This window comes from Pectobacterium quasiaquaticum (assembly GCF_014946775.2).
Classification (GTDB): Bacteria; Pseudomonadota; Gammaproteobacteria; order Enterobacterales; family Enterobacteriaceae; genus Pectobacterium; species Pectobacterium aquaticum.
In genome coordinates, this window is record NZ_CP065177.1 from 1,081,160 (window position 1) to 1,105,029 (window position 23,870).

Here is a 23,870-nt window from a genome sequence, read left to right on the forward strand (position 1 = left end):
TGCCTGGCGGCGATAGCGCGGTGGTCCCACCTGACCCCATGCCGAACTCAGAAGTGAAACGCCGTAGCGCCGATGGTAGTGTGGGGCTTCCCCATGTGAGAGTAGGGAACTGCCAGGCATCAAATTAAGCAGTAAGCCGGAGCAATCTGGTAATTGTAGAAAAACTCGGTGGAGCGGTAGTTCAGTTGGTTAGAATACCTGCCTGTCACGCAGGGGGTCGCGGGTTCGAGCCCCGTCCGTTCCGCCACTTATTATGCAAAAGCCCTAAGCGTTAGCTTAGGGCTTTTGCATATTTGAATATTAGAATTTTTAGATGAACCCGTTTCTTCCTCTGCCTTTTGTGTTTTCCGATCATTTCATTTTTCCTCTACTATCGCCGTGCGGGTAATGACTTTAATTAGTTGAATTGATGTATACTACTCTCTTTTGCGTACTCTGATGATTCCGGCGATTTCGATCGCGCTTCTCGCGCTGATTATTTCTTACTTTAGTTTTTAACTCGTCTGATCGGTTTGCGCCTGTTTACGCATTGATTCACCTCTGAGCTCAACGCGGTGCCCGTTATGCAGAAGCCGGTCCATCAGCGCATCGGCAACCGTCGGGTTACCCACCAGTTTGTACCATTCGCTCACTGGGAGCTGGCTGATGATGATAGTGCTTCCCCGCTGGTATCTGTCTTCCATCTCCTCCAGCAGGTCTGAGGACTGCCGAGGATTCAGTTTTTCAAGACCCCAGTCGTCAAGGATCAGCAGCACCAGTCAGCAACTGAACGAGTAACTGTCGGTTCAGCCCCCGTTCCGGCCGGTAGTCAAGCTGCGAAGGCTGCGCATCCAGCCTCAGTTTCGACTGTCTTCGCAGGCGATTGACCTTCGAGACCTCACGCTGTAGCAGTTCGTGCTCCAGCAGAAGCCCCAGACGCTCCTCGAAGCTCAGCGAGGTATAGGTCATCGGCTGTGACCATTGCAGCTCCAGCGCGTTACTCATGTGCCCTAGCCGCAGGGCGCGTATCTGTTCCAGCAGGTTGTTGTGCATGATTGTTTCCTCAGTGGTAGTACCCAGCACCGCGTACATTGCTGTGCCCTACAGGGGATTCATCCGGCGCTTCATCTTTCAGCCGGTCCCGGTTGTTGGTTAGCAGATTCAGGATCACCTGCCGCCAGGGTCTCTCCAGTAACAGCGCCTGCTGGCAGGCATTCTCCAGTCAGGCATCGCTATATTCCCGGCTAAGATTGAGCAGTCCCAGGCAGGTCCGGTAAGCCTGTTCCGGATGTGCCCGGTGGTGCATATGCCAGGCCACCACGGCACGGGTGGCACTGCCGATGCTTTCTCCCCAGGACAGCAGCCTGTCCGGGCTCCAGCGTTGCTGCCGGTGCGACTCCGGCATATTTCTGCCTGCGTGGTGAAGCCACGCTGTTGCTGCGCCCGTGGATGCTGGGCAACCAGCGTTCCCCGGTGATAGAGACGAACAAGCCTGGCACCTGCCTCGATATCGATATGGCTGCCAACCAGTGCGTGGAGGACCGAGTACGCATGTTTGCCGTACAGCACGTGGTAGTCTGGGCCGACCTTTGCCCGACGGATATCAACGTATTCGTACCGGTATGGCGGGAGTGCCTTCAGCGCGGGTTTATCCAGTTGTTCATACAGGCTTTTCCGGCAACCCGGTAACCGACGGAACGACCGCTTCGCTCACTGATGGCCAGATTTGGCCGGAACAAATCGGAATCCGCGGTCGAATTAAATCGGAAAGTGCGATCGGATTACATCAGAATCAATGATCGGTTTGGGTCGGAATATGCAGGCTACTTGCGAAGCTGCGTCAAGACCTTCTATGCGATTCGTGACCCCGAGAACGGAAGACTAGCAGGTGATGTCAGCTTTGCATCGCGTTCGTGATGCTCTCGTCATGGACTGGGTTAAAACCACCAATCAGATGCATGCTTTCCTGCTGAAGTTTGGCATTAGCATGCCGCGCGGCATCGCGGTTATCAGGCGTTTTGCCGTGGTGCTTGAAGAGCACTAGCGGCCGCCTTATTTAGCGCGGTTGCTTATGCGACTCCACCAACACGCCTACCTCACAGAATAAATTGAGGAGGTCGTACAAGAGCTAAAAAACCATATGGCTGAAGACGATACAGCCCAGCGTTTATTGACTATTCCCAGCGTCGGGCTTATCACAGCCATCACGGCCAGCCTTTTAGCCACGACGCCGAGCGTAACACCTGACTCTCCGTACCCGAATCAAGAGGCTGGCTCGCAAAACGATTTGCTTCTCGCGTTCAATAGAGATCCACGAAAAAGTCATTGGAGCCTTCATCGAAAAATATATGTTCTACTCATTGGAGGCATTGCCGCCGAACGTACATTGCAAGTCTGCGATAAAATTCTTATAACAGAAGAGAGTTCTTTTTTGATAGGGTATTTTGTGTATTGAAACGGAGAGTGGATTAGGCGTGCGGAAAAAAACCTATGCAATGAGGTATGTTGCTGGCCAACCAGCTGAACGTATCTTTCCTCCTAGGGAAATGCATTATCTAGGGCAAGTGCTACCGACAGGCTCATTGTTGCTGGAGGGGGATATTTTACGCGTAATGGTGTGGAATATTTTTAAGCAGCAACGAATGAACTGGCTTTCCGTGTTGCAAAATTTCGGTAAAGGTACCCAGCTCGTCCTGTTGCAGGAAGCGCAAAGTACGCCAGAGCTCATCCGTTTTGCAACCACCAACTATCTCTCAGCCGATCAGGTCCCCGCCATTATCCTCCCGCAACATCCATCTGGAGTGATGACACTATCAGCAGCCCAGCCCGTATATTGCTGCCCTTTACGTGAAAGGGAGCCTTTACTGCGTTTGGTTAAGTCCTCTTTGGTAACGGTCTATGCGCTTCAGAGTGGTCAGAGGCTGATGGTTATCAATATCCATGCGGTTAACTTTAGTTTTGGTGTTGAGGTTTATACCAAGCAGTTGGCTGCGATTGGGGAACAACTTGTACATCACCAGGGGCCGGTTATTATGGCTGGAGATTTTAATGCATGGAGTCAGCAGCGTATTAACGCACTTAATCGGTTTGTGGTAAAGATGAGGTTGCAGGAGGTACATTTCGTTGATGACCAACGGCGAAAGGCGTTTGGGCGACCGCTCGATTTCGTCTTTTACCGTGAGCTGATCGTTAACCAGTCTTCTATATTGGTGACTCAGGCCTCAGACCATAATCCACTACTCGTTGAATTTAGCCTGAGTTAATCGCTATAAAAAAACAGCCCTCTACATCTGTAGGAGGGCTGTTTCTCGTTACTGGTTTTGAATGACGTTAAGAATCAGGTTTTATGTTACTGCTAACATAAAGCGTCAGACGATCACCTGGCTGAATGTTGGCATTCTTGTTGATAAGCGTATTCCAGCGCATCACATCAGCGATATTTACGCCATGGCGTTTAGCAATGCTTGCCAGCGAATCACCCTTCCGAACTTGATAGGTGATAGAGCTGCTATTGCCTGACGCTTTGGCAACTTGCAACGTTTGACCAACCTTGAGCGCACCAGCGCTACGCAGATTGTTCCAACTCTGCAAATCTTTCGTGCTGACATTAAGCCGTGCCGCAATAGCTGATAAGGTATCACCTGAGCTTACCTTATACTGCTGCGATGCTGGTTTTGGCTGTGTTTGCGCTAAGCGTGTTGGTTGAATCGCTGTGATGTCACCATCAGCTAGTGAATCTTTCAACTGCTCAACATGAGCTTTAGGTACCATGATGTAATGTGGCCCATTTGGTGCGGTAACATTACGTTTATAGCCCGAGTTATAGCTCTTCAGCTTATTCAACGACAGTCCAGCCATCTCAGCCGCTTGTGTCAACTCTATCTGTTGACCCAGTTCAACCTTTGCTAATGCGCGGCTTTCATTGGGCTGCGGTAGACTTACGCCATACTTCTTGCTGTTTTTAAGAATATCGCTCAAGGCCAGCATTTTGGGAACATAGATTGACGTTTCACGCGGCAACGCCAGTGCCCAGAAGCTGGTTGATTTCCCTTTCGCTTTATTCGCCTTCATCGCCTCCATGACGCGGCCTTCACCACTGTTATATGCAGCAACAGTCAATAACCAGTCGCCATCAAACATTGTGTTAAGCCGTTGCATCATATCCAGCGCAGCGGTTGTAGACGCAATCACATCGCGACGTCCGTCGTACCACTGGTTCTGTTTCAAACCATAATTACGTCCTGTGCCAGGGATAATCTGCCATAGCCCAGCGGCATTGGCGGATGATGTGGCACTTGGATCAAAAGCGCTCTCCACTATGGGTAGCAGTACCAGTTCCATCGGCATTTTACGTTGCTTAATCTGCTCGACTATCCAGTACATGTACGGCTCTGCCCGTAATGTTACATCGTGGAGATAGCTCTTATTCTTCAAATAACGCATTTTTTGTTCGCGGACCCGGGCGTTTTCCGGAACCTCCATCTTCAGCTCGTCGCCAATGAAGTTCCACAGATCTCGCTGCGTGAGGCTATCGTCATCTAGCCATCGCGCAGAGGCCTCTCGACCATCTGTGTACTTTCCTGCTTCACTTTGACTTGCCGAAGACAAACTCTGTGCATGCTGTTTGGATTGCGAGGTGTCATGCGGTGAGACCTGACAACCCGCCAGCAAGACTGAGGCGATAATCATCGCTTTAGCCTTCATATGTTGGTCAATAGTTGCTTAAAAGACGAGCAAGGATACTTTGGTTAGAGGAATTGCACAACCTAAACCTTCAAAAGCAGTCTTTCTTGCTACGTAGCATCTCAAAAACTTGCCAATTCTCTATATTTTCAGGTTCTTTTGATAATTTCCTTTTTAAATCAATTTCATGGCAGCGAAGAAATAGGTTAATTCTCCTCTCCAGGCCCAGCGATGTAGGCAAACTAGACAGTGATTTTTCTCGTATCTGACTGATTTTATGGAGATAAGATTTAATTTCTGGATCTTCAGGCCAAATAACATTAGAAAATTTTAAGTTTGAGAGGGTGTATTCATGAGCACAACACACTACTGTGTCATCAGGAAGTTGTGATATTTTTTGAATTGATTCATACATTTGTTTCGGTGTGCCTTCAAAAATACGACCGCATCCCGCCGAAAAAAGGGTATCGCCACAGAACAAAAATGGCGCGTTATAGTAGGCAATATGACCAGATGTGTGCCCTGGTACCTCAATTACAGAAAATTCCGAATTTAACAAAGAGACGGTATTTCCTTCCTCTACCAGGTAGGTTGCGCCGCACTTAGCGGTTTCTTTTGGGCCAAAAACAGGCAGGTTGGAGTAATGCTTGAGGAGTTCACCGACGCCTCCAACATGATCATTATGGTGATGCGTGAGCAAAATTGCTTCAGGGAAAAGTGAGTGTTGATCGAGCGTATTAAGCACTGGAGTTGCCTCTCCGGGATCGACGATCACACAGCGGTTTTCTTTATTGCTTAATAACCAAATGTAGTTGTCCTGAAGTGCAGGGATACTGATAAGATTCATTCATCACCTCTTTTTGCTAGTAGCCTGAGGACGAGAACAGAAGATGAAATCGGCACAAATCCCTCAGACCATTGTGGCACCTGATTCATGGGATGATATCACCTGCGGGCAATTTTATCGCGAGTCGCTTGAACTGGCCTTGCTGCCATGGTGGCCAAAACTTTTTGGTTTTCATCTTATCAAGGTAGGGGCACTGAGTGCGGGAATCCACATAACAGAGTGCGCGATTGCGCATCAGGTTAATGTTGCTCCACATGGCGATAATCTTCAGGTAATTGCAGATGCTCATCAATTACCTTTCTCTGAAAAGTCGATCGATGCCTGCCTGCTCGCTCAAACGCTGTCTTATTCATCGGACCCGCATCGCATTCTGCGGGAGGTTGATCGCGTCTTGATCGACGATGGTTGGCTAATATTGAGTACGTTTAATCCGCTCAGCCTGGTGGGTCTTGGCAAACTGATTCCCAGACTCAATAAGAAACACCCTTATTGCAGCCGTATGTTTACTCAAATGCGTATTACGGACTGGCTGGGGCTATTGAACTATGAGGTTATCCATCAGGCCCATTTTCACGTTACGCCATGGCGAAGAAACAAAGGGAAGTTGAATAAACATATTCCGATGCTGGGATGCCTGACGTTGATTATTGCCCGAAAGCGCACAATTCCACTGACATTTACCCCAATGAGAGCGAGGTTGCGTAAAGCCTCAGTGCGCCGCACGGTGGGCGCAACAAAGATATATCGGAGATGAGGCGAACGTCTACGGTGATTTACTCAGCCTGATAGCCGGTGTCTTCAAGCGTTGGTGCACTTGCTGCAGCGCGCGCGAGTTCATCACAGCGCTCGTTTTCCGGATGTCCGGCGTGTCCTTTTACCCATTCCCATTGCACGGAATGGTGTTGAATCGCGGCATCCAGTTTTTGCCAGAGATCGACGTTTTTGACCGGTTTTTTGTCGGCGGTTTTCCAACCACGTTTTTTCCAGTTATGAATCCAACTGGTTATCCCCTGCCGAACATATTGGCTGTCAGTGCAGAGCACCACATCGCACGCGGTAGTCAGCGTTTCAAGCGCTGCAATCGCAGCCAGCAGCTCCATTCTGTTATTCGTCGTAAGACGATAACCTGCACTTAACGCTTTTTCGTGCTGCTTGTAGCGCAGCAGGGCGCCATAGCCGCCGGGACCGGGATTACCGAGGCAAGATCCGTCGGTGAAAATTTCTACCTGTTTGCGCATCTCTGGTAGACTCTCCCTTATGGTAAAAACGGCAAGTCTGACATAAAACGAAAACGATGAGCACTGAAATTACGCGGCAAATCGTCCTGGATACAGAAACCACCGGTATGAATAAGCTGGGGGTTCACTACGAAGGGCATAAAATTATCGAGATCGGTGCGGTCGAAGTGATTAACCGGCGCCTGACTGGTCGTCATTTTCATGTCTACATCAAACCCGATCGTTTAGTGGATCCAGAAGCCTATAACATACATGGTATCAGCGATGAGTTTCTGGCTGATAAACCGACGTATGCGGATGTCGTGGATGATTTCCTCGATTTTATCCGTGGCGCGGAATTAGTCATTCATAACGCTACGTTTGATATCGGCTTTATGGATTACGAATTCCGGTTGCTGAATCGTGATATACCGAAGACTGAAACGTTCTGTAAGATCACTGATAGCCTGCTTATGGCGCGGAAGATCTTTCCCGGCAAGCGTAACAGTTTGGATGCACTCTGCGATCGCTACCTGATAGATAACAGCAAGCGTACGCTGCACGGCGCATTGCTCGATGCCGAGATTTTGGCAGAAGTTTATCTGGCGATGACCGGTGGTCAGACGTCACTGACTTTTTCGATGGAAGGTGAAACGCAGCAGAAGAGCGAGAATACCGAAACGATCCAGAGAATCGTCCGCCCTCAATCTGCGTTAACGGTGCTTTACGCTGATGAGGCTGAGCTGTTAGCGCATGAACAACGTCTGGATCTGATTGCTAAAAAAGGCGGTAGTTGCCTGTGGCGGGCTGAATAGCACCGCCGTAATATCGTCCTTCGCGCAGTAAAAAGAATCGGTTGATCGCACTGCGGGTGAGAGAATAGTCAGTAAGATGAAATTATAAGCAAACAGAAACGGTTAGTTATAAAAAGCATTGACGTAATAGTGCCATCATCTTAGTATTCATCCCGCTCAGTGAGCACGAGTGGAGCGGTAGTTCAGTTGGTTAGAATACCTGCCTGTCACGCAGGGGGTCGCGGGTTCGAGCCCCGTCCGTTCCGCCACTTATATGAAGGCCCTGAACCAGAAATGGTTCAGGGCTTTTTCATTTCTGGCTCTGTAGAAAAAGGGCTGTAGAAAAAATATGGCCACCCAGAACTCGGTGGCTGTTTTTTAGAAGTCCCAGTCTTCATCTTCAGTATTGACGGCTTTACCGATCACATAAGATGAACCCGAGCCAGAGAAGAAGTCGTGGTTCTCATCGGCGTTTGGCGATAGCGCCGAGAGAATAGCGGGATTCACATCCGTCATGCTTGCGGGGAACAACGCTTCATAGCCCAAATTCATCAGCGCTTTGTTCGCGTTGTAGTGGAGGAATTTCTTCACATCTTCCGTCCAGCCGACGCCGTCATAGAGTTCCTGCGTATATAACACCTCATTGTCATACAAATCCTGTAGCAGATCGTAGGCGAAATTTTTCACCTGCTGCTGACGAGCGGAATCGACCTTCGCTAACCCGCGCTGGAATTTATAGCCAATATAATAGCCGTGTACCGCTTCGTCGCGGATGATAAGCCGGATCAAATCCGCTGTGTTGGTCAGCTTGGCACGGCTTGACCAGTACATCGGCAGGTAGAACCCCGAATAGAACAGGAACGACTCCAGAAACACGCTGGCGACTTTCTTCATCAGTGGATCGTCACTGCGATAGTGCGACAGAACAATGTCGGACTTTTTCTGTAGCGCCGTATTCTCTTCGCTCCAGCGATACGCATCATCGACTTCGCTGGTTAGACACAGCGTCGAGAAAATAGAGCTGTACGAACGGGCATGCACCGCTTCCATAAAGCTGATGTTAGACAGCACGGCTTCTTCATGTGGCGTCACTGCATCGGGCATTAGTGTTGGTGCGCCTAGCGTATTTTGGATGGTATCTAACAGCGTTAGTCCAGTGAAGACGCGGATCGTCAACTGACGCTCGCGAGCGTTCAGCGTACTCCACGACGGAATATCGTTAGAAAGTGGCACCTTTTCCGGCAGCCAGAAGTTAGACGTCAGCCGATTCCAGACCTCCAAATCTTTGTCGTCTTCAATTTTGTTCCAGTTAATCGCCTGGACGCGAGTGAGTACGGTCATGCTTCGATTTCCTTCCGCGATGGCTTAGAGCGCACAGGACACACAGCCCTGAACTTCGGTACCTTCCAGCGCCATCTGCCGTATACGAATGTAATAAATAGTCTTAATGCCTTTGGTCCAGGCGTAGATCTGCGCTTTATTGATGTCGCGCGTGGTGGCGGTATCGCGGAAAAACAGCGTCAGCGACAGCCCCTGGTCGACGTGCTGCGTCGCGGCGGCATAGGTGTCGATAATCTTCTGCGGCCCAATCTCATAGGCATCCTGGTAATACTCGAGATTGTCATTGTTCATGTAAGGGGCAGGGTAGTAGACGCGACCAATCTTGCCCTCTTTACGAATTTCGATACGTGACACAATCGGGTGGATGCTAGACGTCGAGTGGTTGATATACGAAATCGAACCGGTCGGCGGAACTGCCTGCAAGTTCTGATTATAAATGCCGTGCGCCATCACGGATTCGCGCAGCGCCGCCCAATCTTGCTGAGTAGGGATGTGGATGCCAGCCTGTTCAAACAGCTCACGTGTGCGTGTTGTTGTGGATTCCCAGATTTGCTCGATGTACTTATCAAAATACTCACCCGTGGCGTATTTTGAGAGTTCAAAGCCTGAGAAGCGCTGGTTCCGCTCTATCGCTAACGCATTCGATGCCCGAATGGCGTGGAAAGCGACGGTGTAGAAATAAATGTTGGTGAAATCGATGGCTTCTTCTGTGCCGTAAAAAATACGCTCTTTCGCCAAATAGCCGTGCAGGTTCATCTGACCTAAACCAATCGCATGTGATTGGTCGTTGCCTTTTTCGATGGACGGCACAGAGCTGATGTGGCTCATATCGGAAACGGCGGTTAGCGCGCGGATTGCCATTTCAACCGTCTGGCCGAAATCGGGCGAGGCCATCGAATTGGCGATATTCATCGATCCGAGGTTACAGGAGATATCCTTGCCAATGTGGCTGTAGCCAAGATCGTCGTCGTACAGGCTTGCCTCGTTGACCTGCAAAATCTCAGAGCACAGGTTACTCATATTGATACGGCCGTGAATCGGGTTCGCGCGATTCACCGTATCCTCAAACATCATGTAGGGATAACCGGACTCGAACTGGATCTCAGCGAGGATCTGGAAGAATTCGCGCGCCTTAATTTGGGATTTACGGATGCGCTTGTCGTTGACCATCTCATGGTACTTTTCGGTGACGCTAATTTCTGACAGCGGCACGCCATACACCTGCTCGACATCATAGGGCGAGAACAGGTACATCACCTGATTATTCTTCGCCAACTGGAACGTGATATCGGGAATGACCACACCTAAAGACAGCGTCTTGATGCGGATTTTCTCATCGGCATTTTCCCGCTTGGTATCCAGAAAACGCAGAATATCGGGGTGGTGCGCATTGAGGTACACCGCTCCCGCACCCTGACGCGCTCCAAGCTGGTTGGCGTAGGAGAACGCATCTTCCAGCATTTTCATGATCGGAATGATGCCGGACGACTGGTTTTCGATACGTTTGATCGGCGCACCGGTTTCGCGGATGTTGCTGAGCATGAAGGCTACGCCGCCGCCGCGTTTTGAGAGCTGAAGCGCGGAGTTAATTGCTCGACCAATTGACTCCATATTGTCTTCAATGCGCAGCAGAAAGCAGGAGACCAGTTCGCCACGCTGCTTTTTACCGCAGTTGAGGAACGTGGGGGTGGCGGGCTGGAAGCGTCCGCTGATGATCTCATCGATCAGCGCGCTTGCGAGTGCGGTGTCCCCTTTGGCGAGGGTTAGCGCCACAAGACAGACGCGATCTTCGTAGCGCTCCAGATAGCGTTTGCCGTCAAAGGTTTTCAGCGTATAGCCGGTGTAGTATTTGAACGCACCCAGAAAGGTTTGAAAGCGGAACTTGTGAGCGTAGGCCTGCTGGAAAAGACTTTTGATGAAATCGAACTGATATTGATCCAGCACTTCCGCTTCGTAGTAGCCTTCTTCCACCAGATAACGCAGCTTTTCTTCCAGATTGTGGAAGAACACGGTGTTCTGGTTTACATGCTGTAGGAAATAACGGCGTGCCGCGAGCTTATCCATCTCGAACTGGATATTCCCCTCTGCGTCGTAGAGGTTAAGCATCGCGTTCAGCGCATGGTAGTCGAGTGAGTGGGCATCTGCGTCGGCCTTGGTTGCCTTTGCACTCACGTGGTCTGTTGTTGCCAAAATTCAGTTACTCCCTTACGCACGTTTGCAACGTCTTCTGCCGTGCCGAGCAATTCAAAGCGGTACAGGTAAGGCACCTGACATTTCTGCGCAATGATGTCGCCAGCGATGCAGTACGCTGCACCGAAATTGGTATTGCCTGCGGCAATCACGCCGCGCAGATAAGCGCGATTATGCGGATCGTTGAGAAAGATGATGACCTGACGCGGCACAGCCCCTTTCGTGCTGCCCCCGCCGTAGCTGGGGACAACCAGAATATAGGGGCGATCAACTTTCAATGCAGGCTGTTCTGTCGCTATCGGAATTCTCAGCGCTGGCAAGCCAACCCTGGAAATGAAGCGATGCGTGTTTTCCGACTGGCTGGAGAAATAGACCAGCGGGTTCATATTGCCCCCTTACTGCAATTGCAGGGCGGCGTTCAGAGTACTGATCTTATCCGGGCGGAAGCCGCTCCAATGATCGTCGGCCGTCATCACGACGGGTACCTGTTGATAGCCCAACGCTCTTACCTGCTGCAACGCCTGTTCATCTTCAGTTAAGTCCACCAGTTGATAGTGAATTCCTTGCTTATCCAGCGCACGGCATGTGGCGTTGCATTGAACACAATCTGGCTTAGTGAAAATAGTAATACGCATGATTCGTATTTACCCTTTGGCGTGAAAGAAGTATGTTGGAGCGGCTATCTTCAGGGCATGTGCACCCGAACCGATCCACTGGGTAGCGACTCCTTACGCGAGCGCCACACAAAGAATACTAGATGTGGGTGTTTTAAATTTCAACCACACAAGATATATGATTTTTAGTTGACCTTATACCCATTGACTCGAGCCCAGATGCAGCAAGGCTGTGAGAGAATGCAAGCAAAAAATGCAGAAAGAAATAAATGTGACGCGCATCATTTTTGACGAAATAGTGTGCGACAAAATGAAGGGTAATGTGGGAAAGACAAAAGCCAACATGACTAATCCAGCTTTCCTTTGGTAAAAGGTGGCTTCTTAGTAACGCTTTTTTATGCTGACTAAGAGACAGTTTCGTGCGCAATGATACCGGCATTTTCATGCTACTTCATCGCACGCGCCCGACGCAGGGCGCTCAAGCGCCGCCGCCCTGCGAACCCAGGCTTCCGGCTAAATTATGCCGCTGCGTGGTTCCATCGGTGCCCATGCCCGCTTTTCGAGCCGCCAGTGACGCGTTCCCGACGCGGCACTGGCTTTCGCGACGTCCTGTCGCTCACTCGGCGGTCAAGCACACCGCTGCATAATTTTCACGCCGGATAACGGCAAAATCCTTGATGCCCTTATATTTGTGACTAAGAGATACACCCTATATGTATCGATTACAGAACGGGCAGGTTTCTGCCGTAATAGATTTCCTGCATTTCGTGATACAGCAGATCGGTAATTCTTTTCCGTTCAGCAGCGCTGAGCTCTTCTGGACTGACGTTGAACAGGTAGTGTTTCAGGTCGAAGTCTTTCAATAACATCTTGGTATGGAAGATATTTTCCTGATATACGTTCACGTCCATCATGTGATAGAGCGCTTTCATGTCCTCTGACATGAAGTTCTGAACCGAATTGATCTGGTGATCGATGAAATGCTTTATGCCGTTGACATCACGGGTAAATCCCCGCACGCGATAGTCGATAGTCACAATATCGGATTCAAGCTGGTGGATGAGGTAGTTCAGCGCTTTCAGCGGTGAAATCACGCCGCAGGTAGAAACTTCAATATCTGCGCGGAAGGTACAGAGTCCGCCTTCCGGGTGGCTTTCCGGATAGGTATGGACACAGATATGGCTTTTATCCAGATGGGCAACGACGGAGTTAGGCAACGGTCCCGGGTGTTCTGAGGTATCGACATCTCGTGGATCGATGGGTTCTTCGCTGACCAGAATGGTCACGCTGGCGCCTTGTGGGTCATAGTCCTGACGGGCGATGTTAAGGACGTTGGCACCAATAATTGAGCAGGTTTCAGTGAGGATTTCTGTTAAACGGTTAGCGTTATATTGTTCGTCGATATAGGCGATATAAGCATCGCGATCGTCGGCCGTTTTGGTGTAACAGATATCGTAGATACAAAAACTCAGGCTTTTCGTTAGGTTGTTAAAGCCGTGTAGCTTCAGCTTGTGCAATTTACGTCACCCCCTTATGGCTGTGTGATTCCCTAAGTAATGGATTATTGGGCATTTTGTAACGCGCTCAACAGATACTGTGGCAGGGCAAAGCTGCCGATGTGAACATCAGGCGTGTAATAGCGACAAGCGATAGCGGATTGCGCAAAACGCTGGCGCAGCGTGGTGGCCTCTATCTGGCGCAGCGCAGGGTTATTGCTGGCCCAGGCAAACGTCATAATGCCGCCGTAATAAGTCGGGATCGCTGCCTGATAAAAGCTGACATCTTTGAAATAGTGGCTGAGTTTTTTATGGCTGCCGACGGCTTCATCCTGTTGCAGGAAGCACACCCCATTCTGCGCGACGAAAATCCCGCCTTCGTTCAGGCAGCGGGCGCAGCCCTGATAGAAATCGGAGGTGAACAGGCTTTCACCTGGGCCGATGGGGTCGGTGCAATCGGAAATAATGACGTCAAATTTTTCGTTGCACTGTCTGACAAAGTTAACGCCGTCATCAATCACCAGATTAAAACGCGGGTCGTCATAGCTACCGGCGCTGTGATTGGGCAGATATTGGCGACAAAATTCCACCACGCCTGCATCGATTTCTACCATCATGATATGTTCGACGCCGCGGTGCCGACTGACTTCCCGTAGCATACCGCCATCGCCGCCACCGATGATCAGTACGCGTTTGGCGCTGCCGTGTGACAGAAGGGGAACGTGGGTGAGCATTTCGTGATAGATGAATTCATCGCGTTCGGTGGTTTGCACCACGCCGTCAAGCGCCATCACGCGACCTAATGCGTCGTTTTCAAAGATGATGAGATCTTGATGATCGGTCTTTTCGTGATACAGCACGCGATCAACCGAAAAGTACTGGCCAAAGTTGGCATGCAGGGTTTCATACCACATTTCTTTCTGGGACATGTTAGGGCTTCCTCCGCGATAACAGCCATGAAAATTGGCGCGCCATCATAGCTGACTCTTTTGCCGCTTGCACGGTCAAATTTCAGTCAGCACAGAGGAGGGGGGAACTATTGTGCGTAGGAGAGCAGACCCAGTGAATTACGTGCCAGAGACTGACATTTCTTTGGTGTCGGGATAGCGATTTTACTCAGATCGCGATAGCTGTCTTCACCCATCGCCGTCATGTCATACGCGCTGTAATTACTGAGATCCCAGCGGTTTTGCTGAGCAAAAGCGACCAGCGTCCGACGAATCTGTTCATTCGGCAGATCTTGATAACCACAGTGGTTTTTCAGATAAACAAAGATCGCGGTCAGATCGGCCAGATCTTCCGCTTCAAATTCATTCAGCGCCTTGCTGGCGGAAGAGAAGCTCATCAGGCTTAGCAGGAGCAGAGCCAGCGCAGAGTTTTTCATGGTTGAACCTGTTCCAAATGTTGTCAGATGACGTTATCACAGATATCCCATGAGGTTCCAAGTTTTCTTACGGGAAACATCTGATATCCCCGTCATTCTTCAAGCTGCATGTGCGTTGGCAATACTCGGCTCATCTCTGAGCCTCGCCCTGAAGGGTCGCCGCAAGCGGCGCTCAAATCGGCTAAGCCGATTTGTCCTCGCTCACCCCAGTCACTTACTTATGTAAGCTCCTGGGGATGAATGAGAGACATCCTGTCTCTCACCAGAGGCCAGCCACTGGCTGGTCAAATTCGTTCCTGACGAATTTGTCGCTGTGTCGCCGCCTGCTTGCAACTCGAATTATTTAGGGGATTGCGATAAAAAATGAATGGCGAAAAGGCGGAAAACTCATAATTGCAATCGATTGAAATGATTGGTTTTTATTTTGTTGATAGTCGGCGATGGCAATCGCCTCAGGTTAATCGCAGGATTAAAGCCCATTTATCGCTGTTTGATACGATGACGCCGCCGTTAGCCTCTGTTATTAATAACAGCGATCTCATCTAATACAGTTTTTATTCTATGATCTCCGGTGTCTGGCGCGTCAGTAGTTGGTTGTTGGCGGGACTGTTGCTGCTTCCTTTAGCAACGGTTTTTTATCAGGCTTTTTTTGCCGATGGGATGGGATTTACCCAACTGTGGCAAATCGGGTTACCCACCTATCTGATACATTCAGCGGTCATCGTGATTGGCACGCTTTTCTTCAGTTTACTGTTTGGGTTGCCTTCCGCCTGGTTTATCGCTATGTACCGTTTTCCCGGTCATCGCGTACTGCAATGGGCGCTTTGCCTGCCGCTTGCGATGCCCGCGTTCCTGCTCGCCTACCTTTATACCGATGTGTTGCGGCATCTGTCCCAGTTGTTGAAGGAAGGCGGGCTGCAGATAGCCTCGTCATGGGGGGAATCCCACATCGCTGGGCTACCCGTTTCGCTGGGCTGCATCAGTCTGGTGCTAGCGCTGGTACTTTATCCCTATATTTACCTGCTGGTGCGTGAAGCGCTGGCGAAACAGCCTGCCAGCTTGATTCATTCGGCTCGATTACTGAATCAAACACGTACCCAGGTTTTACGCCGCTTATGTTTACCTATTGCATGGCCTGCGATTGCCTGCGGTAGTGCGCTAGTGGTGGTCGAAACGCTGGGCGATTATGGCGCGGCGTCTTATCTTGATACCCCAACGATGACAACGCAGGTGCTGGATATCTGGCAGAAGCAGGGCGATATCGGTGCGGCGGCACGCGTTGGCGTATTGATTTTGCCTGCGATCTTCCCCTTGATGTTTCTGGTTAATGTCTGGCGTCGCAAGCAGAGAATTTATCAAGCTCAAGCCAATCCTTCTCAGGTGGTTCCGCCTGTGTTGAGCGGGTGGCGCAGTAAGGTGGTTCGCAGTTACTGCTGGGGCATCGTTTGTCTGTCGTTTCTGTTCCCGGTGCTATATCTACTCTTTCTGGCGCTTCGACACATGATGTCGGTATGGGATATGGCGTTCCTCCATGCAGTGATGAATAGCCTGTTAGCATCAGCCATCGCGACTATCATCATTACGCTAATGGCGCTGTCGTTTATCTTCTATACGCGCACGGCTGGGATATTTGCCAATCAGACACCAGTTCGGCTAGTCAGCCTGAGTTTTGCCTTGCCCGGCGCGGTACTGGCCGTCGGACTGTTTACCTTGCTGTCGCTGGTGGACAGCGGAATTAATCTATTTGCCAACGTGGCGGGGTTACCTCCCGCGGAGGCTTTGCTAGCGGGATCGCTGTTTATTCTCATCCTCGCCTATAGCGTTAAATTTGGGCGTCTGATGCTGGACAGCCTTGAGCGCAGTATGGAAGCCATTCCGCGTTCGCTGGACAGCGCGAGCCTTGTACTGGGGGCTTCCCCGCTCAGCCGCTGGTCACGCCTGCATATCCCGCTGTTGCGCCGCAGCCTGTTTATCGGGGCGCTGCTGATTTTTACGGAAAGTATGAAAGAGCTGAATGTTTCGCTACTGCTACGCCCTTTCGGGATTGATACGTTGGCAACGTATGTTTTCCGCCTTACGGCGGATGAGCAGATTGCGTCATTTGCCTTTCCTGCGCTTGTGCTAGTGCTGGTGGGGCTAATCCCTGTTTTCTGGCTGAATCGCGCACTGAATATAAAAGGATAATGACATGGCCGCGCCGATAGATATTCTGAGCGTTCAGGCGGTAAGTTGTACGTTGCAGCAGTCTCCCGTGTTGGAGAACATCTCATTTGCCGTGCGTGATGATGAGACGATCTGCCTGTTGGGGCGAAACGGCTGTGGTAAAACGGCGCTATTACAGGTGATTGCGGGCCTGCTGCCGATTACTCAGGGCAAGATTTTGCTGGAAGGTGAACCCGTCAGCTCGCCGCAAGAGTACGTCCTACCCGAGCTGCGTCAGGTTGGCCTGATTTTTCAGGACTACGCGCTCTTTCCGCATCTGACGGTGGAAGGCAATATTGCGTTTGGTTTATATGGCCGCTCGGACAGCGAGGTAAAGCCAATCTGTGCGGAGATGCTGACGCTCTTGCAACTGGATGATGTCGCCGCGCGCTATCCACACGAGCTATCCAATGAACAGCAGCAGCGTTTGGCGATTGCCCGGGCGCTGGCCTGTGAGCCGAAACTGCTGTTGTTGGATGAACCTTTCCCGGGTCTGGACAGCCAGACTCGCTACTGCCTGATCACCGAATTACGGCAGGTTCTCAAACAGCGTCATGTTGCCGCGGTTTTCGCTACGCACAGCCGAGAGGAGGCCTTTGCCTGCGCCGACCATCTGATTTTGCTGGATGAAGGGAAGATTATGCAGCAGGGCTATCCCTCCGAGCTGTACCATCGACCGAATAGCCGCTTTGTGGCTGATTTTATGGGGAATACGAACTATTTACCTGTGAAAATTATGAGCGACCATCAATGGCAAAGCCCATTGGGCGATCATCAGGCGACCCATCCGCTCAATCAGCCGATGGATTCACAATGCGACTGGATGGTGCGTCCGGCAGACGTGGCGTTGGCGCTCGATCCCGATGGTCCGGCGTCGATCGAAGATAGGCTATTTATGGGCACATCAAACTTGTATCGGGTGAAGATGGGAGAGCTGCTGCTGCTGGTGCAGACTGGCAACTGGTTTGAACCGGGGCAGCAGGTGCGTTTAAGCATTAAGACGGATCCGCCAGTCTTGTATCCTGCTTTACCCGCCGTCAGCAGTTCGGCTGACGGCCCTGAAACGAAATGATTATGCCTTTGTGTGCAGGTCTGACGCAGGCATGAGCCAGGTGCTATTGTGCTTTTCAAACCCTCATTTCGGGTCGTCATCCACCGCCAGCGGCGCGGCCCCAATGACGTTTTCGCCAACAGCCCAATGAACTGTTGACTGGAAAGCGGGACATTCACTTTGTAGCAAACATCCACCAGTGGTGTACGCATGGTGTCTCTTTCATGGTGTGGTTTCTGATATACTTCGCGCGCTTGGGCATTGCCTAGGCTGATTCAAACGTCAGCATTGGCGCATCATCGATAATGAGTCTGTCATTTTTCCGATGGTGCTGAATACCTTACTTCAAAGAGTTATCAGTATGATGAAACATACCGTGGAAGTCATGATTTCTGAACAGGAAGTGATGGCGCGGGTTACCGAACTGGGGCAACAGATCAGCGAGCACTACCGTGATAGCGGCAGCGATATGGTACTGGTGGGGCTATTGCGCGGATCGTTTATCTTTATGGCCGATCTATGTCGGGCGATCGATGTCCCTCACGAAGTGGATTTCATGACGGCATCCAGCTATGGCAGCGGTATGAACAGTACGCGCGATGTTAAGATCCTGAAAGATCTGGATGAGGATATTCGCGGCAAAGACGTATTGATCGTTGAAGATATTATCGACTCGGGCAATACGCTGAGCAGGGTGCGGGAAATTCTGCAACTGCGCGAGCCGAAATCACTGGCTATCTGTACGTTGCTGGATAAACCAGAGCGCCGTGAAGTGGCGGTGAAAGTCGAGTGGGTTGGATTCTCGATCCCTGATGAGTTTGTTGTGGGTTACGGTATCGACTATGCCCAGCACTATCGTCATTTACCTTACGTCGGCAAGGTGGTTCCGCAGGAATAGCGTACAAGATAAGGCTGATGCCGTGAGCGACGCCCAGCGAGTGGGCGTCAGACGGCGTATCAAGGCAGGGAAGAAATCGCGCGGCGATAACGCTGTTCCAGCGTCTCCCGGTTGGTCGCGGTCACTTCCAGATCGCGCAGACGGCCATCCTGAATACCGTAAACCCAACCGTGGATCGTGACCTTCTGACCACGCTTCCAGGCAGACTGCATGATGGTGGAGTGGCCGAGGTTATAAACCTGCTCGACAACGTTGATTTCACAGAGCGTATTCAGCCGCTGTTCGGGAGGCAATTCCCCCAGCAGCGAACTATGCTTGTACCACAAATCACGGATATGCAGCAGCCAGTTGTTAATCAAACCCAGTTCTGGGTTTTCCACCGCAGCCTGAACACCGCCGCAGCCGTAGTGGCCGCAGATAATAATATGTTCGACTTCGAGAACTTCGACGGCATATTGCACGACAGACAGGCAATTGAGGTCGGTATGAATAACCAGATTGGCGACGTTGCGGTGAACAAACAGTTCACCAGGCTCAAGGCTGGTCAGACTTTCCGCAGGTACGCGACTGTCCGAGCATCCAATCCATAGAAAACGGGGTCGTTGTGCCTGCGCCAGACGTTCAAAATAGCCAGGATCCTCTTCCACCATCGTTTTAGACCAAAGCTGGTTGTTCGCGATGAGCGTTTCAATTTCTTTCATGAAAGTAAATGACCTGTAACAAACAAGGGGCAGTGAGGAGTAATATAAGGCAACATGCGTCGTTTGAAAAACGATAGTTTATACTCGTCATACTTCAAGTTGCATGTGCGTTGGCTGCGTTCACTCACCCGAATCACTTACTTGAGTAAGCTCATCGGGCTTCCTTCTCTTGCCGCCTTCCTGAAACTTGAATTATTTAGAGTATATATTTGTCACACTTTGAATCTGTAGAACTCACTGATAATAAGGCAATCCATTTCTTATGACATATGCACTGGAACTGGCGCAACTAACCAAAACCTATTCGGGAGGCGTCCAGGCGCTACGGGGGATCGACCTGAACGTGGAAGCGGGGGATTTCTATGCGCTTCTGGGGCCAAATGGCGCGGGAAAATCGACCACGATTGGGATTATCAGCTCGCTGGTGAATAAAACGGCCGGTAAAGTTCGCGTCTTCGGCTATGACCTTGAGCTGGACAAAGTGAATGCGAAACGCCAACTGGGGTTGGTCCCGCAGGAATTTAACTTCAATCCTTTCGAAACGGTATTACAGATTGTGGTTAATCAGGCTGGCTATTATGGCGTGAAACGTCAGGATGCGTTGCAGCGTGCCGAAAAATACCTGAAACAGCTGGATCTGTGGGAGAAACGCAATGAAAAGGCGATGATGTTGTCCGGCGGGATGAAGCGTCGTCTGATGATTGCACGTGCGTTAATGCATGAGCCTAAGCTGCTGATTCTTGATGAACCGACCGCCGGTGTAGATATCGAATTACGTCGTTCCATGTGGGGCTTTTTGAAGGAGCTGAACGCGCAGGGCACCACGATTATCCTGACAACGCACTATCTGGAAGAAGCAGAAATGCTGTGCCGCAACATCGGGATCATTCAGCGGGGTGAGCTGGTGGAAAATACGTCGATGAAGCAGTTGCTTGCTCAGTTGAAGTCCGAAACGTTTATTTTCGATCTGGCGGCGAAAAGCCCGCTGCCACAGCTGGAAGGCTATGTGTTCCGCCTGGTGGATACGTCAACGCTGGAAGTAGATGTGATGCGTGAGCAAGGTTTGAACGCGTTATTCAGCCAGCTCAGTGCACAGGGGATAACGATATTAAGTATGCGTAATAAAGCGAACCGGTTGGAAGAGCTGTTTGTCACCTTGGTTAATGGGGACGGGGCGAACGGTAAGGGAGAAAAGGCATGATGCATTTGTATTGGGTAGCGCTACAGAGTATTTGGGTGAAAGAAGTCACTCGATTTGGGCGTATCTGGATTCAGACGCTGGTGCCGCCAGTGATCACCATGACGCTGTATTTCATTATTTTCGGTAACCTGATCGGCTCACGTATTGGTGATATGCATGGTTTTACCTACATGCAGTTTATCGTTCCGGGCCTGATCATGATGGCGGTCATTACCAACGCCTATGCTAACGTCGCTTCTTCCTTTTTCAGCGCCAAGTTTCAACGCAATATTGAAGAACTGCTGGTCGCGCCAGTACCGACTCACGTGATCATTGCGGGCTATGTTGGTGGAGGGATTGCTCGTGGCCTGTGCGTCGGGGTACTGGTGACTGCCGTATCGCTGCTCTTCGTCCCGCTGCATGTTCATGCCTGGTGGATCATTGTTCTGACACTGTTGCTGACGGCGACGCTGTTCTCGTTGGCGGGCTTATTGAATGCGGTGTTTGCAAAAACCTTTGATGATATCAGCCTGATTCCGACATTTGTGTTAACGCCGCTGACCTATCTGGGTGGGGTGTTTTACTCGCTGACGCTGCTGCCGCCGTTCTGGCAGGCCGTTTCCAAGCTGAACCCAGTGGTGTACATGATCAGCGGCTTCCGCTATGGCTTCCTAGGTATTCAGGATGTACCGCTGCTGTTCACAATGTCAGTGCTGATTGCCTTTATCGTGGTGTTTTATCTGCTGGTCTGGTGGTTGATTGAACGCGGTCGCGGGTTACGGACGTAGTATGTGAATGAGAAGGCGGTGGTAACACCGCCTTTTGCTTATCTAAAGCGATCAGGCAACCTGAACCGGAATCGCTTTTGCCTGACGTTGCAGCTCGTTATCGCCAGAGAAATAGGCAACCTTCGGGCTGTGACTTCTGGCCTGTTCGTCGGACATCTGCACGTAAGAGCAGATAATCAGTTTGTCGCCCACGCAAGCAAGGCGAGCGGCAGCACCGTTCACAGAGATAATGCGTGAGCCTCTTTCGCCAGAAATGGCGTAGGTCGAGAAACGCTGACCGTTATCAACGTTGTAGATATCAATCGCTTCGTATTCCAGAATGCCGGCAGCATCCATAAAATCCTGATCGATGGCGCAAGAGCCTTCATAATGCAAGTCAGCCTGAGTTACTTTGACCCGGTGCAGCTTGCCTTGCAGCATGGTACGTATCATCGCTTTGTTACCTCGGTTCATACAGTCAAATCGACCTGGTGGTTATCAATCAATCTGGCCTTGCCTAACCAGGCAGCCATCAAAATCACTGCACGCGTGCTGGCCGCGCTCAGCGGTTGCAGCGTATCTGCATCGCGGATAAACAGTTCATCAGGCGTAAAGCCCGCTTTACGCAGCTTGTCTGCCGCCTTTTCCAGCAAGGTGTCTATCTGGCGATCGCCGTTGTCCAACTGTGTCGCCATGTCCATCATCACCTGATAAACATACGGCGCCCGCTGGCGTTCTTCCGCACTGAGATAGCCATTGCGCGAACTCAATGCTAAACCGTCTTTGGCACGCACGGTAGGGACACCAATAATATCAATGTCATAGCCCATATCGCGGACAAGCTGCCGAATCAGCGCTAGCTGCTGGTAATCTTTCTCACCGAAGCAGGCGACATCCGGTTGTACCATATTGAACAACTTACTGACGATGGTCGCAACGCCCCGAAAATGACCGGGACGGCTGGCACCTTCCAACATGGAAGACAGGCCGGGCACATCGACAAACGTTTGCGACTCCAGTCCATTGGGGTATATCACATCCGGGCTCGGTGCGAAAACCAGATCGGCACCGCGGCGATTCAATTTCTCGCAGTCTTCCTGTAACGTCCGGGGGTAGCGGGCTAAATCATCTGGCCGCTCAAACTGCATAGGATTGACAAAAACGCTGACAATAACGATATCGGCACGCGCTCTGGCTTCATCGACCAGCGTCATGTGCCCGTCATGCAAATTACCCATAGTGGGAACTAAAGCAATGCGTTTCCCTTCCTGACGCCAGCGACGAACCTCGCGGCGCAGCAGCAGAGGGGTTTCGATTATTAACACACTCGTACTCCTAAAAAATATACCCGTCATCCTTCAAGCTGCATGTGCGTTGGCTACGATACTCGGCCCACTTGCGTGGACCTCGGCCCGTAGGGGCCGCTGCAAGCAGCGTTCAAACCTGCCTCTGGCAGATTTGTCACTCACCCGAATCACTTACTCAAGTAAGCTCATCGGGATTCTTTCTCTTGCCGCGTTACGAGGACCATAAATGAGCCTCGCCCTAAAGGGGCCAACGCTTTGCGTTGTTCAAAACGTTAACGTTTTGTCCTGCAACTCGAATTATTTAGGGTATAAGCCCGATTAACGGAATGCTCGTTTTTTAATGAAATGACTGTTCTTAATGAAACGAATGTTCTTCGGCCGGGTAAATACCCTGTTCGACTTCTTGTGCATACAAACGCACTGCCGCGCGGATATCACCACCGCTTTGCGCCAGAAAATTCTTGGCAAACTTAGGTGTGTTGTCGCCGGTAATGCCGAAAGCATCATGCATGACAAGAATCTGTCCATCGGTCACATTGCCTGCGCCAATACCGATCACCGGAATCGACAGGGCATCTGTTACGCGCTTGGCCAGTGCGACAGGCACACATTCCAGCACGAGCAGCTGCGCTCCAGCTTCTTCAAGCGCAAGGGCATCGGCCAGCAGTTGATTGGCATCGCTTTCGCTCCGGCCCTGAATTTTATAGCCGCCGAAGATGTTAACGGACTGCGGCGTCAGACCCAGATGACCGCACACCGGCACTGCACGTTCAGTCAGCATTTTTACCGTCGGGGCAAGCCAGCTTCCGCCTTCCAGCTTCACCATATTCGCACCGGCACGCATCAGTTCTGCGGCCTGGCTGAACGTTTGTTCTGGCGTGGCATAGGTCATAAAAGGCATATCGGAGAGAACCAGCGCCAGCGGTGCGCCACGGCGGACACACTGCGTGTGGTAAACGATATCGTGTGTGGTCACGGGCAATGTGGAATCGTGACCCTGCACGGTCATTCCCAGTGAGTCACCCACCAGCATCACGCGGATGCCTTGCTCGAAAAACAAGCGAGAGAAACTGGCGTCGTAAGCGGTAATCGTAGCGAATTTTCGCTGCTCTTGTTTCCATTGGCGCAAGTGGGAGATAGTCGTCGGTTTCATGACGGTCTTCCTATGTCAATAGGGCGAAGAATTGAGGGGGACATTCTAATGTAAGCCGACGTGTAG

General features: G+C 50.9%; 22 protein-coding genes, 2 tRNA genes, 1 rRNA gene and 5 pseudogenes. 13 read left to right on the forward strand and 17 right to left on the reverse strand.

What is annotated here, in order from left to right:
* Positions 1-2: 2 nt before the first annotated feature.
* Positions 3-118: ribosomal RNA gene (gene rrf, locus IG609_RS04970) — 5S ribosomal RNA — on the forward strand.
* Between the two features lie 52 nt (positions 119-170).
* A tRNA-Asp gene (locus tag IG609_RS04975) sits at positions 171-247 on the forward strand.
* A gap of 247 nt (positions 248-494) precedes the next feature.
* On the opposite strand, the pseudogene IG609_RS04980 reads toward IG609_RS04975, so the two are convergent.
* Together IG609_RS04980 and IG609_RS20570 are read right to left on the reverse strand one after the other, a co-directional pair.
* Positions 495-1,032: pseudogene (locus IG609_RS04980) on the reverse strand (ATP-binding protein).
* Positions 1,033-1,146: 114 nt separating this feature from the next.
* Complete coding sequence (locus IG609_RS20570) at positions 1,147-1,647, reverse strand: Mu transposase domain-containing protein (protein WP_431041418.1); 501 nt, start codon at positions 1,645-1,647, stop codon at positions 1,147-1,149.
* Between the two features lie 151 nt (positions 1,648-1,798).
* Between IG609_RS20570 and IG609_RS04985 the strand changes: the two are divergent.
* From IG609_RS04985 to IG609_RS04995, 3 genes and pseudogenes are all read left to right on the forward strand, one after another.
* Positions 1,799-2,206, forward strand: a pseudogene (locus IG609_RS04985) (transposase); the annotation flags it as partial.
* Between the two features lie 13 nt (positions 2,207-2,219).
* A pseudogene (locus IG609_RS04990) lies at positions 2,220-2,393 on the forward strand (IS1 family transposase); the annotation flags it as partial.
* A gap of 60 nt (positions 2,394-2,453) precedes the next feature.
* Complete coding sequence (locus IG609_RS04995) at positions 2,454-3,242, forward strand: endonuclease/exonuclease/phosphatase family protein (protein ID WP_193397736.1); 789 nt, start codon at positions 2,454-2,456, stop codon at positions 3,240-3,242.
* Positions 3,243-3,309: 67 nt separating this feature from the next.
* Here IG609_RS04995 and mltD read toward each other — a convergent pair whose 3' ends face one another.
* Together mltD and gloB are read right to left on the reverse strand one after the other, a co-directional pair.
* On the reverse strand, positions 3,310-4,683 hold the full coding sequence (mltD, locus tag IG609_RS05000; protein WP_193397735.1) for a murein transglycosylase D: 1,374 nt from the start codon (positions 4,681-4,683) through the stop codon (positions 3,310-3,312).
* 70 nt (positions 4,684-4,753) lie between these two features.
* Entirely contained in the window at positions 4,754-5,509 is a 756-nt protein-coding gene (gene gloB, locus IG609_RS05005) for a hydroxyacylglutathione hydrolase (RefSeq protein ID WP_193397734.1), read from the reverse strand.
* Positions 5,510-5,552: 43 nt separating this feature from the next.
* Between gloB and IG609_RS05010 the strand changes: the two genes are divergently transcribed.
* A complete protein-coding gene (locus IG609_RS05010) occupies positions 5,553-6,263 on the forward strand; it encodes a class I SAM-dependent methyltransferase (RefSeq protein ID WP_102118601.1) in 711 nt (236 codons plus the stop codon).
* Between the two features lie 19 nt (positions 6,264-6,282).
* On the opposite strand, the pseudogene rnhA reads toward IG609_RS05010, so the two are convergent.
* Positions 6,283-6,850: pseudogene (gene rnhA, locus IG609_RS05015) on the reverse strand (ribonuclease HI).
* On the opposite strand from rnhA, the gene dnaQ reads away from it, so the two are divergent.
* Positions 6,804-7,541: a DNA polymerase III subunit epsilon gene (dnaQ, locus tag IG609_RS05020; RefSeq protein ID WP_193397732.1), complete on the forward strand. Its 738-nt coding sequence runs from the start codon at positions 6,804-6,806 to the stop codon at positions 7,539-7,541. The pseudogene rnhA and the gene dnaQ overlap by 47 nt on opposite strands.
* 171 nt (positions 7,542-7,712) lie before the next feature.
* Positions 7,713-7,789: transfer RNA gene (locus IG609_RS05025), tRNA-Asp, on the forward strand.
* A 109-nt stretch (positions 7,790-7,898) separates the two neighbouring features.
* Here the strand turns inward: IG609_RS05025 and nrdF are convergent.
* From nrdF to IG609_RS05060, 7 genes are all read right to left on the reverse strand, one after another.
* On the reverse strand, positions 7,899-8,861 hold the full coding sequence (nrdF, locus tag IG609_RS05030; RefSeq protein ID WP_193397731.1) for a class 1b ribonucleoside-diphosphate reductase subunit beta: 963 nt from the start codon (positions 8,859-8,861) through the stop codon (positions 7,899-7,901).
* Positions 8,862-8,885: 24 nt separating this feature from the next.
* Entirely contained in the window at positions 8,886-10,967 is a 2,082-nt protein-coding gene (nrdE, locus tag IG609_RS05035; protein ID WP_240348883.1) for a class 1b ribonucleoside-diphosphate reductase subunit alpha, read from the reverse strand.
* 62 nt (positions 10,968-11,029) lie between these two features.
* Positions 11,030-11,437 carry a class Ib ribonucleoside-diphosphate reductase assembly flavoprotein NrdI gene (gene nrdI, locus IG609_RS05040; protein WP_010280810.1) on the reverse strand — a complete coding sequence of 136 codons (408 nt, stop codon included), beginning with the start codon at positions 11,435-11,437 and terminating at the stop codon, positions 11,030-11,032.
* A gap of 9 nt (positions 11,438-11,446) precedes the next feature.
* Positions 11,447-11,686 (reverse strand): glutaredoxin-like protein NrdH, encoded by a 240-nt coding sequence (gene nrdH / locus IG609_RS05045; RefSeq protein ID WP_039352306.1) that lies wholly within the window; start codon positions 11,684-11,686, stop codon positions 11,447-11,449.
* A 701-nt stretch (positions 11,687-12,387) separates the two neighbouring features.
* Positions 12,388-13,182 carry an adenosylmethionine decarboxylase gene (gene speD / locus IG609_RS05050; protein WP_180786927.1) on the reverse strand — a complete coding sequence of 265 codons (795 nt, stop codon included), beginning with the start codon at positions 13,180-13,182 and terminating at the stop codon, positions 12,388-12,390.
* Between the two features lie 44 nt (positions 13,183-13,226).
* The gene (gene speE / locus IG609_RS05055) at positions 13,227-14,090 is read right to left on the reverse strand and encodes a polyamine aminopropyltransferase (RefSeq protein WP_193397730.1); all 864 of its coding nucleotides are present in this window, start codon (positions 14,088-14,090) and stop codon (positions 13,227-13,229) included.
* A 107-nt stretch (positions 14,091-14,197) separates the two neighbouring features.
* A complete protein-coding gene (locus IG609_RS05060; protein ID WP_010280797.1) occupies positions 14,198-14,545 on the reverse strand; it encodes a YacC family pilotin-like protein in 348 nt (115 codons plus the stop codon).
* Between the two features lie 561 nt (positions 14,546-15,106).
* On the opposite strand from IG609_RS05060, the gene IG609_RS05065 reads away from it, so the two are divergent.
* On the forward strand, positions 15,107-16,729 hold the full coding sequence (locus tag IG609_RS05065) for an ABC transporter permease (protein ID WP_193397729.1): 1,623 nt from the start codon (positions 15,107-15,109) through the stop codon (positions 16,727-16,729).
* 4 nt (positions 16,730-16,733) lie between these two features.
* The gene (locus tag IG609_RS05070; protein WP_193397728.1) at positions 16,734-17,819 is read left to right on the forward strand and encodes an ABC transporter ATP-binding protein; all 1,086 of its coding nucleotides are present in this window, start codon (positions 16,734-16,736) and stop codon (positions 17,817-17,819) included.
* An 89-nt stretch (positions 17,820-17,908) separates the two neighbouring features.
* On the opposite strand, the pseudogene IG609_RS20575 reads toward IG609_RS05070, so the two are convergent.
* Positions 17,909-18,010: pseudogene (locus tag IG609_RS20575) on the reverse strand (GNAT family N-acetyltransferase); the annotation flags it as partial.
* Between the two features lie 152 nt (positions 18,011-18,162).
* Between IG609_RS20575 and hpt the strand changes: the two are divergent.
* Complete coding sequence (gene hpt / locus IG609_RS05075) at positions 18,163-18,696, forward strand: hypoxanthine phosphoribosyltransferase (protein WP_011094841.1); 534 nt, start codon at positions 18,163-18,165, stop codon at positions 18,694-18,696.
* Between the two features lie 59 nt (positions 18,697-18,755).
* Here hpt and can read toward each other — a convergent pair whose 3' ends face one another.
* Complete coding sequence (can, locus tag IG609_RS05080) at positions 18,756-19,397, reverse strand: carbonate dehydratase (RefSeq protein ID WP_010280785.1); 642 nt, start codon at positions 19,395-19,397, stop codon at positions 18,756-18,758.
* Between the two features lie 262 nt (positions 19,398-19,659).
* Between can and IG609_RS05085 the strand changes: the two genes are divergently transcribed.
* Positions 19,660-20,598: an ABC transporter ATP-binding protein gene (locus tag IG609_RS05085; protein WP_014916287.1), complete on the forward strand. Its 939-nt coding sequence runs from the start codon at positions 19,660-19,662 to the stop codon at positions 20,596-20,598.
* The gene (locus tag IG609_RS05090; RefSeq protein ID WP_193397727.1) at positions 20,595-21,365 is read left to right on the forward strand and encodes an ABC transporter permease; all 771 of its coding nucleotides are present in this window, start codon (positions 20,595-20,597) and stop codon (positions 21,363-21,365) included. Before IG609_RS05085 ends, IG609_RS05090 begins: the two co-directional genes overlap by 4 nt.
* A gap of 51 nt (positions 21,366-21,416) precedes the next feature.
* On the opposite strand, the gene panD is transcribed toward IG609_RS05090, so the two are convergent.
* The 3 genes from panD to panB form a co-directional block, all read right to left on the reverse strand.
* Entirely contained in the window at positions 21,417-21,797 is a 381-nt protein-coding gene (panD, locus tag IG609_RS05095) for an aspartate 1-decarboxylase (RefSeq protein ID WP_102118608.1), read from the reverse strand.
* 17 nt (positions 21,798-21,814) lie between these two features.
* Positions 21,815-22,669: a pantoate--beta-alanine ligase gene (panC, locus tag IG609_RS05100; RefSeq protein WP_193397726.1), complete on the reverse strand. Its 855-nt coding sequence runs from the start codon at positions 22,667-22,669 to the stop codon at positions 21,815-21,817.
* 337 nt (positions 22,670-23,006) lie between these two features.
* Complete coding sequence (gene panB, locus IG609_RS05105) at positions 23,007-23,804, reverse strand: 3-methyl-2-oxobutanoate hydroxymethyltransferase (protein ID WP_193400208.1); 798 nt, start codon at positions 23,802-23,804, stop codon at positions 23,007-23,009.
* Positions 23,805-23,870: the final 66 nt, after the last annotated feature.